This window comes from Micromonospora sp. BL1, assembly GCF_003667485.1.
GTDB classification, from domain to species: domain Bacteria; phylum Actinomycetota; class Actinomycetes; order Mycobacteriales; family Micromonosporaceae; genus Micromonospora; species Micromonospora tulbaghiae.
Map to the genome: position 1 here is coordinate 51,536 of NZ_RCVK01000191.1, position 17,862 is coordinate 69,397.

The window sequence follows — 17,862 nt, forward strand, 5'->3', positions numbered from 1 at the left end:
GACACACTTCGCCGCCCACGCGCCTTCCGGTACGCCGGGCGGCCCGCCCACCGGTGTGATGAGCTGTAGGGGTGGCGGGCTATGTGTTCGGGCTGGTGCTGCACCCCACCCGGGACGTCTCCGAGGTGGTGGAGACGATCGCACGGTGGGCGGCACAGCACCACAAGACCCTGGCCGTCAGGTGCGAGGACCGGCACCGGGTGCCGGCCTCGGTGGAAGCGGTGCCCGTCGGCGACCTGGCCGCACACTGCGACGCGCTGATCAGCATCGGCGGGGACGGCACCATGCTGGGTGCGCTGCGGATGGCCGTCCGCGATCCGAAGCCGGTGCTCGGCGTACACCTGGGGCGGCTGGGCTTCCTGGTCGAGGTGGAACCGCCCGACCTGCCCCGGGCACTGGAACGGCTGGTGGGGCGGGATTTCACGATCGAGTCGCACGCCTGTCTGGCCTGCGACGTCTGTGGTGACGACGTGGTGGCGTTCAATGACATCGCCCTGGTCCGGCAGCCCGGAGCGGGCTTCGTCACCGCCACCCTGGCGGTTGACGGTCAGCGCTACGGCTACTACCGGTGCGATGCGTTGGTGGTGAGCACACCCACCGGCTCGACCGCCTACAGCTACGCCGCCGGGGGCCCGTTGGTCTCGCCCTCGACCGAGGCGATGGTGGTGACGCCCTCCGCGCCGATGGCCGGGATCTCCCGTTCGGTTCTGCTCTCCGCCCACGAAAGTGTGCACCTGGAACTACGCCCGGATTCCGCGCCGGTGGCGGTGGAGATGGACGGGTTGCTGATCCGTCAGGCGGCGACGGAGGGCTCGGTGCACGTCCGGTACGTCCGCGACGCCGGTCGCGTCGTCCGCCTCGACCCGCGCCGCTACCAGGAGCGCAACCAGCTCAAACTGAGCCTGCTCGATCTGCCGTTGCTGCCCGACCAGCTACGCGAACTCCTGCCGGAGGGGCTACGGGAGCAACTCAACCGCCGGAAGCTGCCCCCGCCGCGGTGACGGCCGCGCCCTGCGCCCTCTCGTCACCTTCGAACCCGGACGCCATCACGGTGCGGTGACCGGGAAGGGAGTTCAGAGCTCGGCGGAAGCCGGCGATCAGGGCGGGATAGTCGTCCGGCGCGATGTCCTGGTGCACCGGGAAGTTGATGATGTGCCGCGCGAGACGCGCCGTCGTCGGGTGGTCACGCAGGTGCTCGATGAGCGTGTGGTAGAGGCTGACCATGCCGAATCCCTCGCGGTTCATTTCCGCGTAGACATGGTCACGGTTCTCGCGTCCGGCCCCGAGGATCCGCACCGGCAAGGTCTGCGGCACGTCGTCCTCATCGAGTTCGGGCCACATCAGCTCGAAGGCGTCACCCATCTCCGGCAGGGTGCCGAGCAGATCGGTGAGGGCGCTGAAGTTCTCCCGGCGCTGTCGGGCGATGCCCGGCGTGTCGTGGTCGATCACGTACCGCGCCAGCTCCGGCGCGGTCTCGCGCTGCCCGGTGAGCCGGTCGGGGTTGCGGTAGGTCACCATCCCGCCGCGCGCCCCAGGCATCGGCAGCATCTTGTGCAGGGAGTAGAGCGACACCTCCCCGGTGCGCCCGGCCGGACCACCGAGCGCATGGGTGAACCAGGCGTGCGCGAGGTCCTCCAGCAGCAGCGCACCGTGTCGATCGGTCAGGGTACGGATCCGCCCGATCGCCCGCTCGGTACGGCCGAAGTAGTGGATGGCGACGACCACGTCGTACCGGCCCTCGGCGAGCCGGGTCTCCAGCGACGACAGGTCCACCGCGAGGTCCGGGGTCAGGTCGTAGAAGCCGGGGTCGAGGCCGAGTTCGGTCACCGGGTCGAAGACGCCACTGCCCTCGTGCGCCGACCAGCCGATGAACGACGGCAACAGGATGCCACGTTGCTCGCCTCGCCACACCTCGGGCTGCGCGAGCAGGTCCCGCATCCCCTCCCGGGCCGCGCTGTAGAACAGGCTCGGAGTGTGGAATGCACCCGGGTCGGTGGCGGTCTTGGCGATCGTCTTCGTCACGTGAGCTCCAGTCGGGTGCGGATCTCGGGTGTGGACATCCTCAACGAGTGGTTTACAGCGCGCAGGTCACCGAGGGCACAGGGTGGCGGGGCGTCGCCGGACGCCATGACCAGCACGCGATCGATCTCGGGGAACTCGCGCAGTACGGCGGCGACGACGGCCGGCTGCCGCAGGGTCGCGACGTCGAAGCAGCGCAGCACCCGGGCGCTCGGGCGACCGAACCGCACGTCGGAGTCCCCGACGACGGCCGTGAGCTCGCCGAAGCCGTAGGTGTCGAACCAGGCACGAGCGGCATGCAGACCGTCGAACCGCACACCGGCGGACGCAGCGGACCGGTCGGGTGCGACGTCGGTGACCCACCACGTGCTCGTGGACTCGATGGTGAAGCCGAGCCGGTCGTACAGGGCCCGGGCAGGAGCGTTGTCGGCGAAGACGTCCAGCCGCATTCCCCGGACGCCGGGATGGCGATCGAGGTACGCCCGCAACAGCGCACGGGCGACGCCGCGGCCGCGCGCGGCTCGTACGACGCAGATGTAGGAGAGGTGGGCGAGTCCCGGGTCGACGAGTGTCAGGTCGGCGAAGCCCAGGCGATCGCCCTCGTCGGTCTCGGCCACCAGGAAACAGCGGCCGGGGAACGACGCCGGATGCGCCAGCACGACCTCCCAGAACCGGCCGACGCCGGGCTGGGCCGAAGTCAGGTAGTCGTGCAGGTGGCGGACGAACGACGCTTGGCTGACCGAGGCCAGCCAAGCGGCGTCGGCGACCACTGCCGGACGTACGTGAAGGTTCGGCGAAGCAGCCGGGGCATGGCTGTCGGAGGCGGGCGACACGGAATCGGACAGAGGCGCGGGACGCGGGACGACCGACATGGCCACACCATAGGCCGCCGACCCCCACTAAAGGTGGATTTCGGGCAGAAACCCGCCCGGGTTGAACGGCGGACGCTCCGCGAACGGTCAGGCGGTGGCGAGCACGCCGTCGACCAGCGCCTTGGCCTCCTCCTGGATCCGGGCCAGGTGCTCCGGGCCCTGGAACGACTCGGCGTAGATCTTGTAGACGTCCTCGGTGCCGGACGGGCGGGCGGCGAACCAGCCCGACTCGGTGGTCACCTTGAGGCCGCCGATCGCCGCGCCGTTGCCGGGCGCGGTGGTGAGGATCGCGGTGATCGGCTCGCCGGCCAGCTCGGTGGCGGTGACCTGCTCCGGCGAGAGCTTCGCCAGGACCGCCTTCTCCTCCCGGCCGGCCGGCGCGTCGATCCGGGCGTACGCGGGCGCGCCGAAGCGGTCGGCCAGCTCGGCCCAGTGCTCGCTCGGCGTACGGCCGGTGGTGGCGATGATCTCGGCGGCGAGCAGGCAGAGCAGGATGCCGTCCTTGTCGGTGGTCCACGTGCCGCCGTCGCGGCGCAGGAACGACGCCCCGGCGCTCTCCTCGCCGCCGAAGCCGACGGTGCCGTCGAGCAGGCCGGGCACGAACCACTTGAACCCGACCGGCACCTCCAGCAGCGGGCGGCCGAGGTCGGCCGCGACCCGGTCGATCATCGAGGAGGAGACGAGCGTCTTGCCCACCGCCGCGGCCGGGCCCCACTGCTCCCGGGTACGGAACAGGTGGCCGATCGCCACGGCCAGGTAGTGGTTGGGGTTCATCAGGCCGCCGTCGGGCGTGACGATGCCGTGCCGGTCGGCGTCGGCGTCGTTGCCGGTGGAGACCGCGTAGTCGTCCCGGGCGGCGATCAGCGAGGCCATCGCGTTCGGCGACGAGCAGTCCATCCGGATCTTGCCGTCGCCGTCGAGCGTCATGAACCGCCACGTCGGGTCCACGAGCGGGTTGATCACGGTGAGGTCGAGGCGGTGCCGTTCGGCGATCTCGCCCCAGTACGCCACGCTCGCCCCGCCCATCGGGTCCGCGCCGATGCGCACCCCGGCGTCGCGGATCGCGTCGATGTCCAGCGCCGCGGGCAGGTCGTCGACGTAGTGGGCGAGGAAGTCGTACTCACCGGTGGTGGCGGCGGCACGCGCCCGCGCGTACGGGATGCGTTTCACCTCCTTGAGCCCGGCGGCGAGGATGGCGTTCGCGCGGTCCTGGATCCACTTGGTGGCGTCGGTGTCGGCGGGCCCGCCGTGGGTGGGGTTGTACTTGAACCCGCCGTCGGACGGCGGGTTGTGCGACGGGGTGATCACGATGCCGTCGGCGAGGCCGCCGGTGCGCCCCCGGTTGTGGGTGAGGATGGCGTGCGAGACCGCCGGGGTCGGGGTGTAGCCGTCGCGGCTGTCGCGCAGCACCGTGACGTCGTTGGCGGCGAGCACCTCCAGCGCGTCGGCCTCGGCGGGCGCGGAGAGCGCGTGGGTGTCCCGGCCGAGGAACAGTGGCCCGTCCAGGCCCTGTTCGCGGCGGTAGTCGCAGAGCGCCTGGGTGACGGCCAGGATGTGGTCGGAGTTGAACGCGTTGCGCAGGCTGGATCCGCGGTGCCCGGAGGTGCCGAAGGAGACCTGCTGCGCCGGGTCGTCCGGGTCCGGGTGCTCGGCGTAGTAGGCGGTGACCAGCCGGGGCACGTCGACCAGGTCGGCGGGCTGAGCGGGCTGGCCGGCACGGGGGTGGGCCACTGCGGGATCCTCCTCGGGTGTTGCGGTGGGGACTGCTCAGGGCTCGACGCGCTGGCCCTTGCCGATGACGACGATGCCGTTGTCGGACACGGTGTAGCGCTGGCGGTCCTTCTCCAGGTCGACGCCGATCTCGGCGCCCTCCGGGACGTGGACGTTCTTGTCCAGGATGGCGCGCCGGACGACCGCGTGGCGGCCGATCTGGACACCCTCCATCAGCACGGCGCCGTCGACGTGCGCCCAGGAGTGCACCTTCACCTTCGGCGCCACGATCGAGTTCTCCACCAGCGAGCCGGAGATCACCGAGCCGGGCGAGACCATCGAGCTGACCGCGCGGCCCACCCGCTCGCCCCAGGCGTGCACGAACTTGGCCGGCGGGTACGGCGGCTGCTCGGTGTAGATGGGCCACTCGAAGTTGTAGAGGTTGAACACCGGGTGCACGTTGATCAGGTCCATGTGCGCGTCGTAGAACGAGTCGAGCGTTCCCACGTCCCGCCAGTAGCCGCGGTCGCGGTCGGTGCTGCCGGGCACCTCGTTGTCCTTGAAGTCGTAGACGTTCGCCTCGCCGCGCTCGACGAGCATCGGAATGATGCTGCCGCCCATGTCGTGCTTGCTCGTCTTGTCCGCCGCGTCGCGCTCGACCGCCTCGCACAGCGCCCGGGTGGTGAACACGTAGTTGCCCATCGAGGCGTAGATCTCGTCCGGCGCGTCGGGCAGCCCGACCGCGTCGGTGGGCTTCTCCCGGAACGCGCGGATGCGCTTGCCGTCCTCGCCGACCTCGATCACGCCGAACTGGTCGGCCGTCGCGAGCGGCTGCCGGATGCCGGCCACCGTGACCCCGGCACCGGAGGCGATGTGGTCCTCGACCATCTGCCGGGGGTCCATCCGGTAGATGTGGTCGGCGCCGAAGACGATCACGTAGTCGGGCTGCTCGTCGTTGATCAGGTTGAAGCTCTGGTAGATCGCGTCGGCCGAGCCGGCGAACCACCACGGGCCGCGGCGCTGCTGCGCGGGCACCGGCGTGACGTAGTTGCCCAGCAGCGTCGACATCCGCCAGGTCTTGGTGATGTGGCGGTCCAGCGAGTGGGACTTGTACTGGGTCAGCACGACGATCTTGAGGAAGCCGGCGTTCGCCAGGTTGGACAGGACGAAGTCGACCATGCGGTACATCCCGCCGAAGGGGACGGCGGGCTTCGCCCGGTCGGTGGTCAGGGGCATCAGGCGCTTGCCCTCCCCGCCGGCCAGGACGATCGCGAGCACCTTGGCAGCCATGCTCAGACGCTAACCACCCCGAACCGACTTCACCACTCGGACGCCCACACTTGCGCACCCGGTGCGACGTGGCGCTCTGCACTAGGGTGCGGGCATGGCACCGATGCGCGTCGACCTGCTCACCCGCGAGTACCCGCCGGAGGTGTACGGCGGCGCCGGAGTGCACGTGGAATACCTCGCCCGCGAGCTGCGCCGGCTCGCCGACGTGCGGGTGCACTGCTTCGGCGCGCCCCGCGACGAGAAGGGCGTCACCGCGTACGCCGAGCCGGCCCCGCTCGCCGGCGCGAACGCCGCGCTGCGGGTCATGGGCGTCGACCTGGAGATGGCCGCCGGGACCGCCGGCACCGACGTGGTGCACAGCCACACCTGGTACGCCAACCTGGCCGGGCACACCGCGAAGCTGCTGCACGGGGTGCCGCACGTGGTGACGGCGCACAGCCTGGAGCCGCTGCGCCCGTGGAAGGCCGAGCAGCTCGGCGGCGGGTACGCGCTCTCCTCCTGGTGCGAGCGGACCGCGTTCGAGTCGGCCGACGCGATCATCGCGGTGAGCGCGGGCATGCGCCGCGACGTGCTCACCGCGTACCCGGCGGTGAACCCCGACCGGGTACGCGTGGTCTACAACGGCATCGACACCGCGCAGTACGCCCCGGACCCGGCAACCGACGTACTCGACCGGCTCGGCATCGACCCGGCGAGGCCCAGCGTTGTCTACGTCGGGCGGATCACCCGGCAGAAGGGCCTGCCGTACCTGCTGCGCGCGGCCCGGGAGCTGCCCGCCGACACCCAGCTCGTGCTGCTGGCCGGCGCGCCGGACACCCCGGAGATCGCCGCCGAGGTGGAGGGGCTCGTGGCGGAGCTGCGGGCGACCCGGTCCGGGGTGGTCTGGGTGGCGGCGATGCTGCCCAAGCACGAGGTGATCCAGGTGCTCACCCACGCCACGGTCTTCGCCTGCCCGTCCGTCTACGAGCCGATGGGCATCGTCAACCTGGAGGCGATGGCCTGCGAGACCGCAGTGGTGGCGACCGCCACGGGCGGCATCCCGGAGGTGGTGGCCGACGGCGAGACCGGGCTGCTGGTGCCGATCGAGCAGGCCGGTGACGGCTCCGGCACGCCGCTGGACCCGGAGCGTTTCGTGGCCGACCTGGCCGCGCGGATCAACGAGCTGCTGGCCGACCCGGAGCGGATCGCGGCGTTCGGCGCGGCGGGGCGGCGGCGGGCCGTGGAGCACTTTTCCTGGCAGGCGATCGCCGAGCAGACGATCGAGGTGTACCGCTCCGTGGGGGTGTAAGGGCACCTTCTGGACAGCCCGCCCGAGACGACGGCCCGGCCCGGCCCGGACTGCGGCACGCCGCACACCGTCCGGCGCGTCCGTGTCGGCCGCGAGCGCGCTCGGCCCGGTACGATTCCGGCATGAGCGCGGAGGCGGTGGGCAGATCCATGCCGTCGACCGTGTCGCTCGACGACCTGACCGCGATGATGGCCGCGGACGAGCACCATCGATACGAGATCAGCCCTGAGGGAGTTCTCTCGATCGTGCCGCCGCCGGGATACGCCCATGCGATCATCGCGACCCGGCTCATGGTGTGGCTCGCCCACGGCGGCGTACCGGCGGATCACGTCGCCCAGGCAGTCGGGCTGCGCATCCCGGGCCGGCACGGCGGCGTCGGTGGACGCATCCCCGACCTCGTGGTGTGGAGCAAGACGCAGGCCGACGGCGTGTGGCTGCCACCGGGCGACGTGCTTCTCGTGGTCGAGATCGTCTCGCCCGGCTCCGAGGGCATCGACACGGTGACCAAGCGCGGCGAATACGCGGGGGCGGGCATCCCGCAGTACTGGGTCGTCGAGCAGGACCCGGCGCAGACCGTCACGATGCACCGCCTGAACGGCTCGCGTTACGACGTACGGGCCACCATGCCGCTCGCCTGGGTCCTCAACACCACACCGGTCGAGCACGACCTCGGCTGACGGCCCTGGCGGAACATCAATCGTCGGGCGCGATGAGGGTCAATCCGGGGAAGTAGCTGCGGTAGCGTCTGCCGTCCCGGGTCAGCAGACGGTAGCGGCAGACCGCTGCGTGCGCGCCGATGTAGAAGTCGGCGATCGGCGAACGCTTGGCACCCCCACGCGACCGGTACCGCGCGTGCGCCTTGCCGGCCAGGAAACCGGCCGGGTGCGTAGGGCACCGCCCTCCTCGATCACGTCCACCTCGTCGCCCTCGTGCAGATTGAGCCGAGCGCGCAGCTCAGCCGGGATGGTCACCTCCCCCTTGCTGTTCAACCTCATCGCGGCCCTCCCGTCACGTAATACAAAAGATACGTGTCACAAGCCTCGGTAGGGTCGCCCGATGCCCGATGCGATCTTCGCCGATCCGCGCCTCGCGCCGGTCTACGACGCCTTCGACTCCGACCGGGACGACCTGGCCGCCTACCTCGCGCTCGCCCGTGAGCTGGGCGCGCGCAGGGTGCTCGACGTGGGCTGCGGGACCGGGTCGCTGGCGGTCCTGCTGGCCCGGCACGGGCACGCGGTCGTCGGCGTCGACCCGGCTGAGGCGTCCCTCGACGTCGCGCGGGCCAAGGACGGGGCCGGCACGGTCCACTGGATCCACGGCGACGCCACGGCGCTGCCCGCGCTCGACGCCGACCTGGCCACGATGACCGGGAACGTGGCGCAGGTCTTCCTCACCGATGCCGACTGGGGGCTGACGCTCCGGAGCATCCACGCCGCGCTCCGGCCGCAGGGGCATCTCGTCTTCGAGACCCGGCGTCCCGATCGTCGCGCCTGGGAACAGTGGGCGACGGACACCGCCCCGGTCGTCCGATCGGTCCCGGGCGTCGGACGGGTGGAACGGCGTCTCCGGGTCACCGCGATCGACCTGCCGTTCGTCTCCTTCCGCTACACCTACCGGTTCCTGCGCGACGGAGCGGTGGTCACGTCGGACTCGACGCTGCGGTTCCGCGACCGCGACGAGGTCGAGTCGAGCCTGACCGCCGCCGGATACCGGGTGCTCGACGTGCGGGAGGCGCCTGATCGCCCCGGTCGGGAGTTCGTGTTCGTCGCGCAGCGCCGCCGTCCGGTCGCCGATTATTGACGCTTCCTGACAAAAATGCTTCACTGGCCGCATGGCCTCGGACAACCCGCCCGCGCGGCGCCGACGTGGCCGGCCCACGGTGCTCGATCCCGAAGCGGTCGGCACCGCGGCCCTGCGGCTCTGGGCGGAGCACGGCTACGGCGCCACCGGCTGGGACGACATCTCCGCGGCCACCGGGATCAGCGCCCGCACCCTGATGCGGCACTTCCCGTCCAAGGCCGCCCTCGCCTGGGTGGGGGTGCCCGCCGCCACCCGGCGGCTGACCGACACGTTCCGCGCGCTGCCCCTCGACATCCCGCTGTCGGACGCGCTGCGCGCCGCCGTGGTCGCCTCCGTCTCCGACGACGCGCTCGTGCTCAGCGCGGGCGGGTACTGGATGCGGGTCGTCGCCGAGGAACCCGAGCTGGCGGAAGCCTCCGCGCGCGCCTACGCGCCCTGGACCGAGGCCCTCGCCGGGGAGATCGCCCGGCGTCGACCGGGAGCGCCGACGGCGATCTATCACGCCGTCGCCACCGCGTACCGCGAGGCGGCCCAGGCCGCGCTGTACGACTGGGCCCGCGGCGGCCCCGACGGGTCGCCCGCCCACGCCGTCGACGCCCTGCTGCGTCTGCTCGACATCCGCATCACCACACCCGAGGAAGCCCCGTGACCACCACGCGCCCGATCCCCGACCCGCTCTCCCCCGCCACCCTCGGTCCGGTGCGCCTGCGCAACCGGGTCATCAAGTCCGCCACCTTCGAGGGGGCGACCCCGGACGCCCTGGTCACCGACCGCCTGATCGAGTACCACACCGCTGTCGGCCGCGGCGGCGTCGGCATGACGACTGTCGCCTACCTCGCCGTCGCGCCCGAGGGGCGCACCGAACGGGGCCAGGTCTACTGGCGGCCCGAGGCGTTGCCCGGGCTGCGGCGCCTGACCGAGGCGGTGCACGCCACCGGCGCCAAGGTCAGCGCCCAGATCGGCCACGCCGGGCCGGTGGCGAACTCCCGCTCGAACGGGCTGCCCTCGCTCGCCTCGTCGGCGCGGTTCAACCCCTTGGCGATGGGCTTCGACCGCGCCGCGACGCACGACGACATCCGCCGCATCGTGGCCGCGCACGGCAGCGCCGCCGCGGCGGCGCGCGAGGTGGGCTTCGACGCCGTCGAGGTGCACCTGGGCCACACCTACCTCGCCGGATCGTTCCTGTCGCCGAAGCTCAACCGGCGCCGGGACGAGTTCGGCGGCGCGCTGGCCAACCGCGCCGAGTTCCCGCGCCGGATCCTGGCCGCCGTCAAGGAGGCCGTCGGCGACGACGTGGCCGTCATCGCCAAGATGAACATGAGCGACGGTGTACGCGGCGGTTTCGATCTCGACGAGTCGATCCCGTTCGCCCGGACGCTGCAGACCGACGGGCACCTGGACGCCCTGGAACTCACCGGCGGGTCGTCGCTGCTCAACCCGATGTTCCTGTTCCGGGGCGACATCCCGCTCGCGGCGATGGCCGCGCCCCAGCCGCCGCTGCTGCGGCTCGGCATGAAGATGTTCGGCCGGTTCCTGTTCCACGACTACCCCTACCAGCCGCTCTACTTCCGCGACCTCGCGCTCCAGTTCCGCCGCGAGCTGTCCATGCCGTTGATCCTGCTCGGCGGCGTCACCGACCTGGACGGGATGCGCACGGCCATGAGCGACGGCTTCGAGTACGTCGCGATGGCCCGCGCCCTGCTCCGGGAGCCGGACCTGATCAACAGGATCAGCCGTGACGCCGCCACCCGGTCGCGCTGCACCCACTGCAACCTCTGCGCCGCCAGCATCTTCACCGGCACCCACTGCCCCCTGGACGCCGAGGGGACGGCGGCGCTCGTCGCCGCCGGCACCCGGCCCGTCGTCGCCCCGTAGCAAGGAGTTCCCCATGTCCGTACCCCGGCAGCCGCAGCCGGCCTCGGTCGACCTCGTCGTGATCGGCTCCGGCACCGGCCTCGCCGCCGCGCTCAGCGCCCACGAGGCCGGCCTCTCCGTCGTGGTCGTGGAGAAGTCGCGCTGGGTCGGCGGCTCCACGGCGCGCTCCGGCGGCGCCTTCTGGATCCCCGCCAATCCCGTGCTGGCCGCCGAGGGTTCCGGGGACACGCTCGAGCGTGGCGCGGCGTACCTGGAGGCCGTCGTGGACGGCTCCGCGCCCGAACAGCGCTGGCGCAGCTTCCTGGAGCACGGCACCGCCACGATCGAGATGCTCACGCGGACCACCCCGATGCGGTTCCTCTGGGCCCGCGGCTACTCCGACTACCACCCGGAGCTGCCCGGCGGCACCGCCGAGGGCCGCAGCTGCGAGTGCCGCCCGCTCGACCTGAAGGTCCTCGGCGCCGACCGCGCGCGGCTGCGTCCCGCCGTCCTCTCCGCACCAGTGCCCATGCCGGTCACCGGCGCGGACTACAAGTGGCTCAACCTGATGGCGAAGACTCCGGTTCGCGCGCTGCCCCGCATCGTGACCCGCCTCGCCCAGGGCCTCGGCGGCCTCGCGCTCGGGCGCGAGTACGCCGCCGGCGGCCAGGCCATCGCCGCCGGCCTGTTCGCCGGCGTCCGCCGCGCCGGCATCCCGGTCTGGACCGAGACGGCGCTGGAGCGGCTCCTGGTCGAGGGGGACCGGGTCGTCGGCGCGGAGCTGCGCCACGGGGAGACGACGTTCGCCGTACGGGCCGAGCGGGGTGTCGTGCTCGCCACCGGCGGCTTCGACCACGACCTGCCGCTGCGGCACGCCCACCACCACCGCGACCTGGGCGACTGGAGCCTCGGCGCGGACAGCAACACCGGCGACGGGATCCGCGCCGCCCAGGAGGCGGGCGCCGGCACCGACCTGATGGAGCAGGCGTGGTGGTTCCCCGCCGTCGCGCCGGTCGGCGACGCCGCGCCGTCGGTGCTCCTCGCCGAGCGTTCCCTGCCCGGGTCGCTCATGGTGGACGGCACGGGCCGCCGGTTCGTCAACGAGTCCTGCGACTACATGACGTTCGGGCAGCGGGTGCTCGGCCTCGCCCACGAGGGCGGGGCGCTGCCGGCCATGTGGCTGGTCTTCGACCAGCGGTACCGCAACAGCTACGTCTTCGCCGGCACGCACTTCCCCCGCGCCCCGCTGCCGAAGTCCTGGTACGAGGCGGGCATCGCGCACCGCGCGGGCACCCCGGGTGACCTCGCCCGGTCGATGGGCGTGGACGCCGACGCGCTGAGCGCCACCCTGGCGCGGTTCAACCAGCTCGCCGCCGCCGGCGTCGACGACGACTTCGCGCGTGGCGCCAGCGCGTACGACCGCTACTACGGCGACCCGACGGTGACGCCGAACCCGAACCTGCGGCCCCTGACCGGCACCCTGTACGCCGTCCGGGTCGTCCTGTCCGACCTCGGGACCTGCGGTGGCATCCGGGCCGACGGTCTCGGCCGGGCGCTGTCCGGCGCGGGGACCCCGGTCCCCGGGCTGTACGCGATCGGCAACGCCGCCGCCAACGCCTTCGGCCGCACCTATCCGGGCGCCGGGGCGACCATCGGCCAGGGCCTGGTCTACGGCTACGTCGTCGGGCGGCACGCGGCGGGCAAGCTCCCCGCCGCCCCGGCCTCGGGCCGCCCGACGGCGGAATAGGCACGGTTTCGTCGCACCCGGGGTCGCCCGGCGTGCCAGCATCCGGCAAGACGCAAGGGGCCGACCCGGACCGGCCGTCGGCGAAGCGGAGAGGAACCGACATGGGTACGTACGCGGTGACCGGCGCGGCCTCCGGCATGGGCCGGGCGTCCGCCGAGCGGCTGCGGCGAGACGGGCACACAGTCGTCGGCGTGGACCTGCGGGACGTGGAGGTCGTCGCCGACCTCTCCACGCCGACCGGGCGCGCGGCGGCGGCGACCGAGGTGCTGGAGCGGGCCGGAGGGCGGCTCGACGGAGCGGTCTGCGCCGCCGGGCTCGGCGGCATCCCCGGCCGGGACCGGCTCGTGCAGCAGGTCAACTTCTTCGGCGTGGTGGAGCTGCTCGAGGCGTGGCGACCGGCGCTGGCCGCCGCCGGCAACAGCAAGGTCGTGGTGTTCGGCTCGAACTCCGTCACGCTCACCCCGATGGTGCCGGAGCGCGCCGTGCGGGCCCTGCTCGACCGCGACGCCGACCGGGCACTGCGCGTGGTGGGGCGCTTCGGCAAGCGCTCGGCGCCGTTCGCGTACGCGAGCTCGAAGCTGGCGGTGACGCGGTGGGCACGCCGCGCCGCGATCTCGCCGGAGTGGGCCGGCGCCGGCATCCGGGTGAACGTCCTGGCCCCCGGCATCATCGCCACCCCGCTGCTGGAGGAGCAGATCGCCCGGGGCGAGAAGGAGGCGGTCGAGGGGCTGCCGGTGCCGGTCGGCGGGCGCGGCCGGCCGGCGGACGTCGGCGAGTGGGTGGCGTTCATGCTGTCGCCGGCCGCCGACTTCCTCTGCGGTTCGGTGATCTTCCTGGACGGCGGCTCGGACGCCTACTTCCGCACCGACGACTGGCCGGTCTCCACCGGGCCGGCCGGGGTGCTGCGCTACATGCGGCGTGCCAAGGCGTGGCGGCGTGGAAGCAGTGCGCAACCGAGCGCGAGAGGATCTCGCGCAGTAGGTTGAGCGGGTGACTGGACGGTTCCCGATCGAAGACGTCTCCCCCGTCGTCTCCTGCGGTCGCTACCCGGCCAAGGCGGTCGTCGGCGAGGTCGTGGCGGTGTCGGCGCGCGCCTATCGCGAGGGCCACGACGCGCTCGGGTGCAACGTGGTCTGGCTCGGCCCGGACGGCGCGGCCCGCCCGTTCACCCGGATGCGCCCGGGCGAGCCCGGCCAGGACCGCTGGCACGCCACGATCCGCCCGGACGCGGTGGGCCTGTGGCGCTTCGCCGTGGAGGCGTTCCAGGATCCGTACCTCACCTGGCAGAACGCGGTCACCAAGAAGCTCGCCGCCGGCCAGGGCGCGGCCGAGCTGGCGAACGACCTGGCCGAGGGCGTACGGGTGCTCACCGCCGCGCTCGACCTGGTGCCGAAGGCCGACCGGGATCGCGTACGCGAAGCCGTGCGGGCGCTGACCGACGACGACCTGGACCTGCCGCGGCGGGTGAGCGCGGCGCTGGATCTGGCCGACCTGCTCTGGGAGCACCCGGTGCGCGAGCTGGTCACCACCGGCGAGGAGCGCACGCTGTGGGTGGACCGGCCCCGGGCGCTCTTCTCCGCCTGGTACGAGTTCTTCCCCCGCTCGGAGGGCGCGATCCCGGCGACTGTCGACGCGCCCGCCCGCTCCGGCACGTTCACCACCGCGATCGAGCGGCTGCCGGGTGTCGCGGCGATGGGTTTCGACGTGCTCTACCTGCCGCCGATCCACCCGATCGGCCGGGTCAACCGCAAGGGCCGCAACAACGCGCTCACCGCCGGGCCGGACGACGTGGGCTCGCCGTGGGCGATCGGCGCGGCCGAGGGCGGCCACGACGCCATCCACCCCGACCTGGGCACGCCGGAGGACTTCCGCGACTTCGTCGCGGCCGCCGCCGAGCAGGGGCTGGAGGTGGCGATGGACCTGGCGTTGCAGTGCGCGCCGGACCACCCGTGGGTCACCGAGCACCCGGAGTGGTTCACCACCCGGGCCGACGGCAGCATCGCGTACGCGGAGAACCCGCCCAAGAAGTACCAGGACATCTATCCGCTGAACTTCGACAACGACCCGGAGGGCATCCGGGCCGAGGTGCTGCGGGTGGTGCTGCACTGGGTCGGCGAGGGCATCCGGATCTTCCGGGTGGACAACCCGCACACCAAGCCGTTCGACTTCTGGCACTGGCTGATCGCCGAGGTCAAGAAGGTCGACCCGGACGTGCTGTTCCTGGCCGAGGCGTTCACCCGGCCGGCGATCATGCACGGGCTCGGCAAGGTCGGCTTCACGCAGTCGTACACCTATTTCACCTGGCGCACGACGGCGGCCGAGATGCGGGAGTACTGCGAGGAGCTGGTCGCCTCGGTCGACTGGATGCGGCCGAACTTCTGGCCGAACACGCCGGACATCCTGCACTCGTCGTTGCAGCACGGCGGGCCGCCGATGTTCAAGATCCGGGCGGTGCTGGCGGCGCTGCTCTCCCCCTCCTGGGGCATGTACGCGGGGTTCGAGCTGTTCGAGCACGTGGCCCGTCCGGGCGCGGAGGAGTACCTGGACAACGAGAAGTACGAGCTGCGGCCCCGGGACTGGGACGCCGCGCTGGCGCAGGGCCGGTCGCTGGCGCCGTTCATCACCACGCTGAACCGGGTACGCCGGGACAACCCCGCCCTGCACCAGCTACGCAACCTGCGGTTCCACGACATCGACAACCCGGCGCTGCTGTGCTGGTCCAAGCACGACCTCCAGACCGGCAACACGGTGATCGTGGTCTGCTCGTTCGACTCCCGCGAGGTGCAGTGGGGCAACACCACGCTCGACATGCCGGCGCTCGGCCTGGACTGGCACGAGCGGTTCACCGTGCGCGACGAGCTGACCGGCGCCGAGTACGACTGGGGGCAGCGCAACGCGGTACGCCTCGACCCGTACCTGCAACCGGCGCACGTGCTCACCGTGCGCCGCCCGGCCGCACCGGAGGCCGTCGCCGAACCGGAGCACCCGGCCGCGCCCGACCTCACAGTGGAAGACGTACCCGCCGACCTCTCCGGCGGCACCGCCCCGACCGCACCGGCCGACAAGGACGACGCCCGATGGACCAGCTGATCACCGGCGAGGTACACGACCCGCACGCCGTGCTCGGCGCACATCCGGCCGACGGGAGCACCACGATCCGGACGCTACGCCGGGGTGCGGGCGAGGTGACGGTGCTCGCCGACGGCGAACGGCACCCGATGAAGCGGGTGCACGACGCCGGTGTCTTCGAGGCGGTGCTCCCCGGCGAGGTGCTCGACTACCGGGTCGAGGTGGACGGCACGACGCACGACGACCCGTACCGTTATCCGCCCACGCTCGGCGACCTCGACCTGCACCTGATCGGCGAGGGCCGGCACGAGCGGCTCTGGGCGGCGCTCGGCGCGCGGGTCTTCGACGAGGGTGTCGCGTTCACCGTCTGGGCGCCCAACGCCCGCGCCGTGCGGCTGGTCGGCGACGTGACCGGCTGGGCGCCGGACGACGGGTGGCCGATGCGGTCGCTCGGGTCCAGCGGCGTGTGGGAGATCTTCGTGCCCGGCATGCCGGTGGGCGCCCGCTACAAGTACCGCGTCCTCGGCGCCGACGGCCGGTGGCGGGACAAGGCCGACCCGATGGCCACGCGCACCGAGGTGCCGCCGGCCACCGCGTCGGTGGTGCACGAGTCACGGTACGAGTGGGGCGACGCGGACTGGCTCGCGCGCCGGTCCCGGCAGGCGCCGCACCAGGAGCCGATGAGCGTGTACGAGGTGCACCTGGGCTCCTGGCGGCCCGGCCTCGGCTACCGGGAGCTGGCCGAGCAGCTGACCTCGTACGTGGTCGAGATGGGCTTCACCCACGTGGAGTTCCTGCCGGTGATGGAGCACCCGTTCGGCGGCTCGTGGGGTTATCAGGTCACCGGCTACTACGCGCCCACCGCCCGGTTCGGCGACCCGGACGACTTCCGCCACCTGGTGGACCGGCTGCACGCGGCCGGCATCGGGGTGCTCCTGGACTGGGTGCCGGCGCACTTCCCCAAGGACGAGTGGGCGCTCGCCCGTTTCGACGGCACCCCGCTGTACGAGCACCCCGACCCGCGTCGCGGCGAGCACCCCGACTGGGGCACGTACGTCTTCGACTTCGGCCGCAACGAGGTGCGCAACTTCCTCGTCGCCAACGCGCTGTACTGGCTGGACGAGTTCCACATCGACGGGCTGCGCGTGGACGCGGTCGCCTCGATGCTCTACCTGGACTACTCCCGGTCCGACGGGCAGTGGGCGCCGAACGTGCACGGCGGGCGGGAGAACCTGGAGGCGATCGCGTTCCTCCAGGAGGTGAACGCCACCGTCTACCGGCACCACCCCGGCGTGCTGATGATCGCCGAGGAGTCCACCGCCTGGCCGGGCGTCACGAAGCCGACGTCGGAGGGCGGGCTCGGGTTCGGGTTCAAGTGGAACATGGGCTGGATGCACGACACCCTGCTCTACACCTCGAAGGACCCGATCTACCGGCAGCACCACCACCATCAGCTCACGTTCTCGCTGGCGTACGCGTGGAGCGAGAACTACGTGCTGCCGATCAGCCACGACGAGGTGGTGCACGGCAAGGGGTCACTGGCGGGCAAGATGCCCGGCGACACCTGGCAGCGGCTGGCCACCGTGCGGGCGCTGCTGGCGTACATGTGGGCGCACCCGGGCAAGCAGTTGCTCTTCATGGGCTGTGAGCTGGCCGACGACCGGGAGTGGAGCGAGGAGCGCGGCCTCGACTGGTACCTCACCCACGACCCGGCCCGCGCCGGTGTGCAACGGATGGTCGCCGACCTGAACCGCGTCTACCGGGAGACCCCGGCGCTCTGGGCGCAGGACACCGACCCGGCCGGCTTCCGCTGGATCGCCGGGGACGACGTCGCCAACAACGCGGTGTCGTTCATCCGGATCGCCCCGGACGGTCAGACGCTGGTGTGCGTGGCGAACTTCTCCGCGGCCCCGCTGGAGGACTACCGGATCGGCCTGCCGGCGGCCGGTACGTGGGCCGAGGCGCTGAACACCGACGCCCACCACTACGGCGGTTCCGGCGTGGGCAACCTGGGCGAGGTGCACGCCGAGAACGTCCCGTGGCACGGCCTCCCGGCGTCCGCGTCCCTGCGCATCCCCCCGCTGGGCGTCCTCTGGCTCTCCCCCCGTTGACCCCGTGCCGGCCCCGCGACCCCCGTTGATCATGAAGTTGGCGGCACTCTAAGAGATCCCCAACGCCGCCAACTTCATGACCGACGCGGAGAAGCAAAAGTC

General features: G+C 72.2%; 15 protein-coding genes. 10 read left to right on the top strand and 5 right to left on the bottom strand.

Annotated elements, in window-relative coordinates; all coding sequences use genetic code 11:
• Positions 1 to 71: 71 nt before the first annotated feature.
• Positions 72 to 1,001, top strand: coding sequence for an NAD(+)/NADH kinase (locus tag EAD96_RS09050; RefSeq protein WP_121683933.1), 930 nt, complete (start codon positions 72 to 74; stop codon positions 999 to 1,001).
• Here the strand turns inward: EAD96_RS09050 and EAD96_RS09055 are convergent.
• The 4 genes from EAD96_RS09055 to glgC all read right to left on the bottom strand — a co-directional run bounded on the left by EAD96_RS09055 (position 970) and on the right by glgC (position 5,891).
• The gene (locus tag EAD96_RS09055) at positions 970 to 2,022 is read right to left on the bottom strand and encodes a DegT/DnrJ/EryC1/StrS family aminotransferase (RefSeq protein WP_121683934.1); all 1,053 of its coding nucleotides are present in this window, start codon (positions 2,020 to 2,022) and stop codon (positions 970 to 972) included. The genes EAD96_RS09050 and EAD96_RS09055 overlap by 32 nt on opposite strands.
• Positions 2,019 to 2,891 carry a GNAT family N-acetyltransferase gene (locus EAD96_RS09060; protein ID WP_121683947.1) on the bottom strand — a complete coding sequence of 291 codons (873 nt, stop codon included), beginning with the start codon at positions 2,889 to 2,891 and terminating at the stop codon, positions 2,019 to 2,021. The genes EAD96_RS09055 and EAD96_RS09060 overlap by 4 nt, the downstream gene beginning before the upstream one ends.
• A gap of 87 nt (positions 2,892 to 2,978) precedes the next feature.
• Complete coding sequence (pgm, locus tag EAD96_RS09065; protein WP_121683935.1) at positions 2,979 to 4,622, bottom strand: phosphoglucomutase (alpha-D-glucose-1,6-bisphosphate-dependent); 1,644 nt, start codon at positions 4,620 to 4,622, stop codon at positions 2,979 to 2,981.
• A gap of 36 nt (positions 4,623 to 4,658) precedes the next feature.
• Positions 4,659 to 5,891: a glucose-1-phosphate adenylyltransferase gene (glgC, locus tag EAD96_RS09070; protein ID WP_091423661.1), complete on the bottom strand. Its 1,233-nt coding sequence runs from the start codon at positions 5,889 to 5,891 to the stop codon at positions 4,659 to 4,661.
• A 94-nt stretch (positions 5,892 to 5,985) separates the two neighbouring features.
• Between glgC and glgA the strand changes: the two genes are divergently transcribed.
• Entirely contained in the window at positions 5,986 to 7,179 is a 1,194-nt protein-coding gene (gene glgA, locus EAD96_RS09075) for a glycogen synthase (RefSeq protein WP_120570690.1), read from the top strand.
• A gap of 122 nt (positions 7,180 to 7,301) precedes the next feature.
• The gene (locus tag EAD96_RS09080; protein WP_233585576.1) at positions 7,302 to 7,856 is read left to right on the top strand and encodes a Uma2 family endonuclease; all 555 of its coding nucleotides are present in this window, start codon (positions 7,302 to 7,304) and stop codon (positions 7,854 to 7,856) included.
• 81 nt (positions 7,857 to 7,937) lie between these two features.
• Here EAD96_RS09080 and EAD96_RS09085 read toward each other — a convergent pair whose 3' ends face one another.
• Positions 7,938 to 8,174 (bottom strand): AbrB/MazE/SpoVT family DNA-binding domain-containing protein, encoded by a 237-nt coding sequence (locus tag EAD96_RS09085; protein ID WP_120570691.1) that lies wholly within the window; start codon positions 8,172 to 8,174, stop codon positions 7,938 to 7,940.
• Positions 8,175 to 8,235: 61 nt separating this feature from the next.
• Between EAD96_RS09085 and EAD96_RS09090 the strand changes: the two genes are divergently transcribed.
• The 7 genes from EAD96_RS09090 to glgB all read left to right on the top strand — a co-directional run bounded on the left by EAD96_RS09090 (position 8,236) and on the right by glgB (position 17,760).
• Positions 8,236 to 8,979: a bifunctional 2-polyprenyl-6-hydroxyphenol methylase/3-demethylubiquinol 3-O-methyltransferase UbiG gene (locus tag EAD96_RS09090; protein ID WP_121683936.1), complete on the top strand. Its 744-nt coding sequence runs from the start codon at positions 8,236 to 8,238 to the stop codon at positions 8,977 to 8,979.
• Between the two features lie 31 nt (positions 8,980 to 9,010).
• Positions 9,011 to 9,628: a TetR/AcrR family transcriptional regulator gene (locus EAD96_RS09095; RefSeq protein WP_121683937.1), complete on the top strand. Its 618-nt coding sequence runs from the start codon at positions 9,011 to 9,013 to the stop codon at positions 9,626 to 9,628.
• A complete protein-coding gene (locus EAD96_RS09100) occupies positions 9,625 to 10,854 on the top strand; it encodes an NADH:flavin oxidoreductase (protein WP_121683938.1) in 1,230 nt (409 codons plus the stop codon). The genes EAD96_RS09095 and EAD96_RS09100 overlap by 4 nt, the downstream gene beginning before the upstream one ends.
• Positions 10,855 to 10,867: 13 nt before the next feature.
• Positions 10,868 to 12,580, top strand: coding sequence for a 3-ketosteroid-delta-1-dehydrogenase (locus tag EAD96_RS09105; RefSeq protein WP_121683939.1), 1,713 nt, complete (start codon positions 10,868 to 10,870; stop codon positions 12,578 to 12,580).
• A 101-nt stretch (positions 12,581 to 12,681) separates the two neighbouring features.
• On the top strand, positions 12,682 to 13,566 hold the full coding sequence (locus EAD96_RS09110; protein ID WP_121683940.1) for an SDR family oxidoreductase: 885 nt from the start codon (positions 12,682 to 12,684) through the stop codon (positions 13,564 to 13,566).
• A gap of 4 nt (positions 13,567 to 13,570) precedes the next feature.
• Positions 13,571 to 15,670 carry an alpha-1,4-glucan--maltose-1-phosphate maltosyltransferase gene (locus EAD96_RS09115; RefSeq protein WP_121683941.1) on the top strand — a complete coding sequence of 700 codons (2,100 nt, stop codon included), beginning with the start codon at positions 13,571 to 13,573 and terminating at the stop codon, positions 15,668 to 15,670.
• The gene (glgB, locus tag EAD96_RS09120; protein WP_121683942.1) at positions 15,658 to 17,760 is read left to right on the top strand and encodes a 1,4-alpha-glucan branching protein GlgB; all 2,103 of its coding nucleotides are present in this window, start codon (positions 15,658 to 15,660) and stop codon (positions 17,758 to 17,760) included. The genes EAD96_RS09115 and glgB overlap by 13 nt, the downstream gene beginning before the upstream one ends.
• Positions 17,761 to 17,862: the final 102 nt, after the last annotated feature.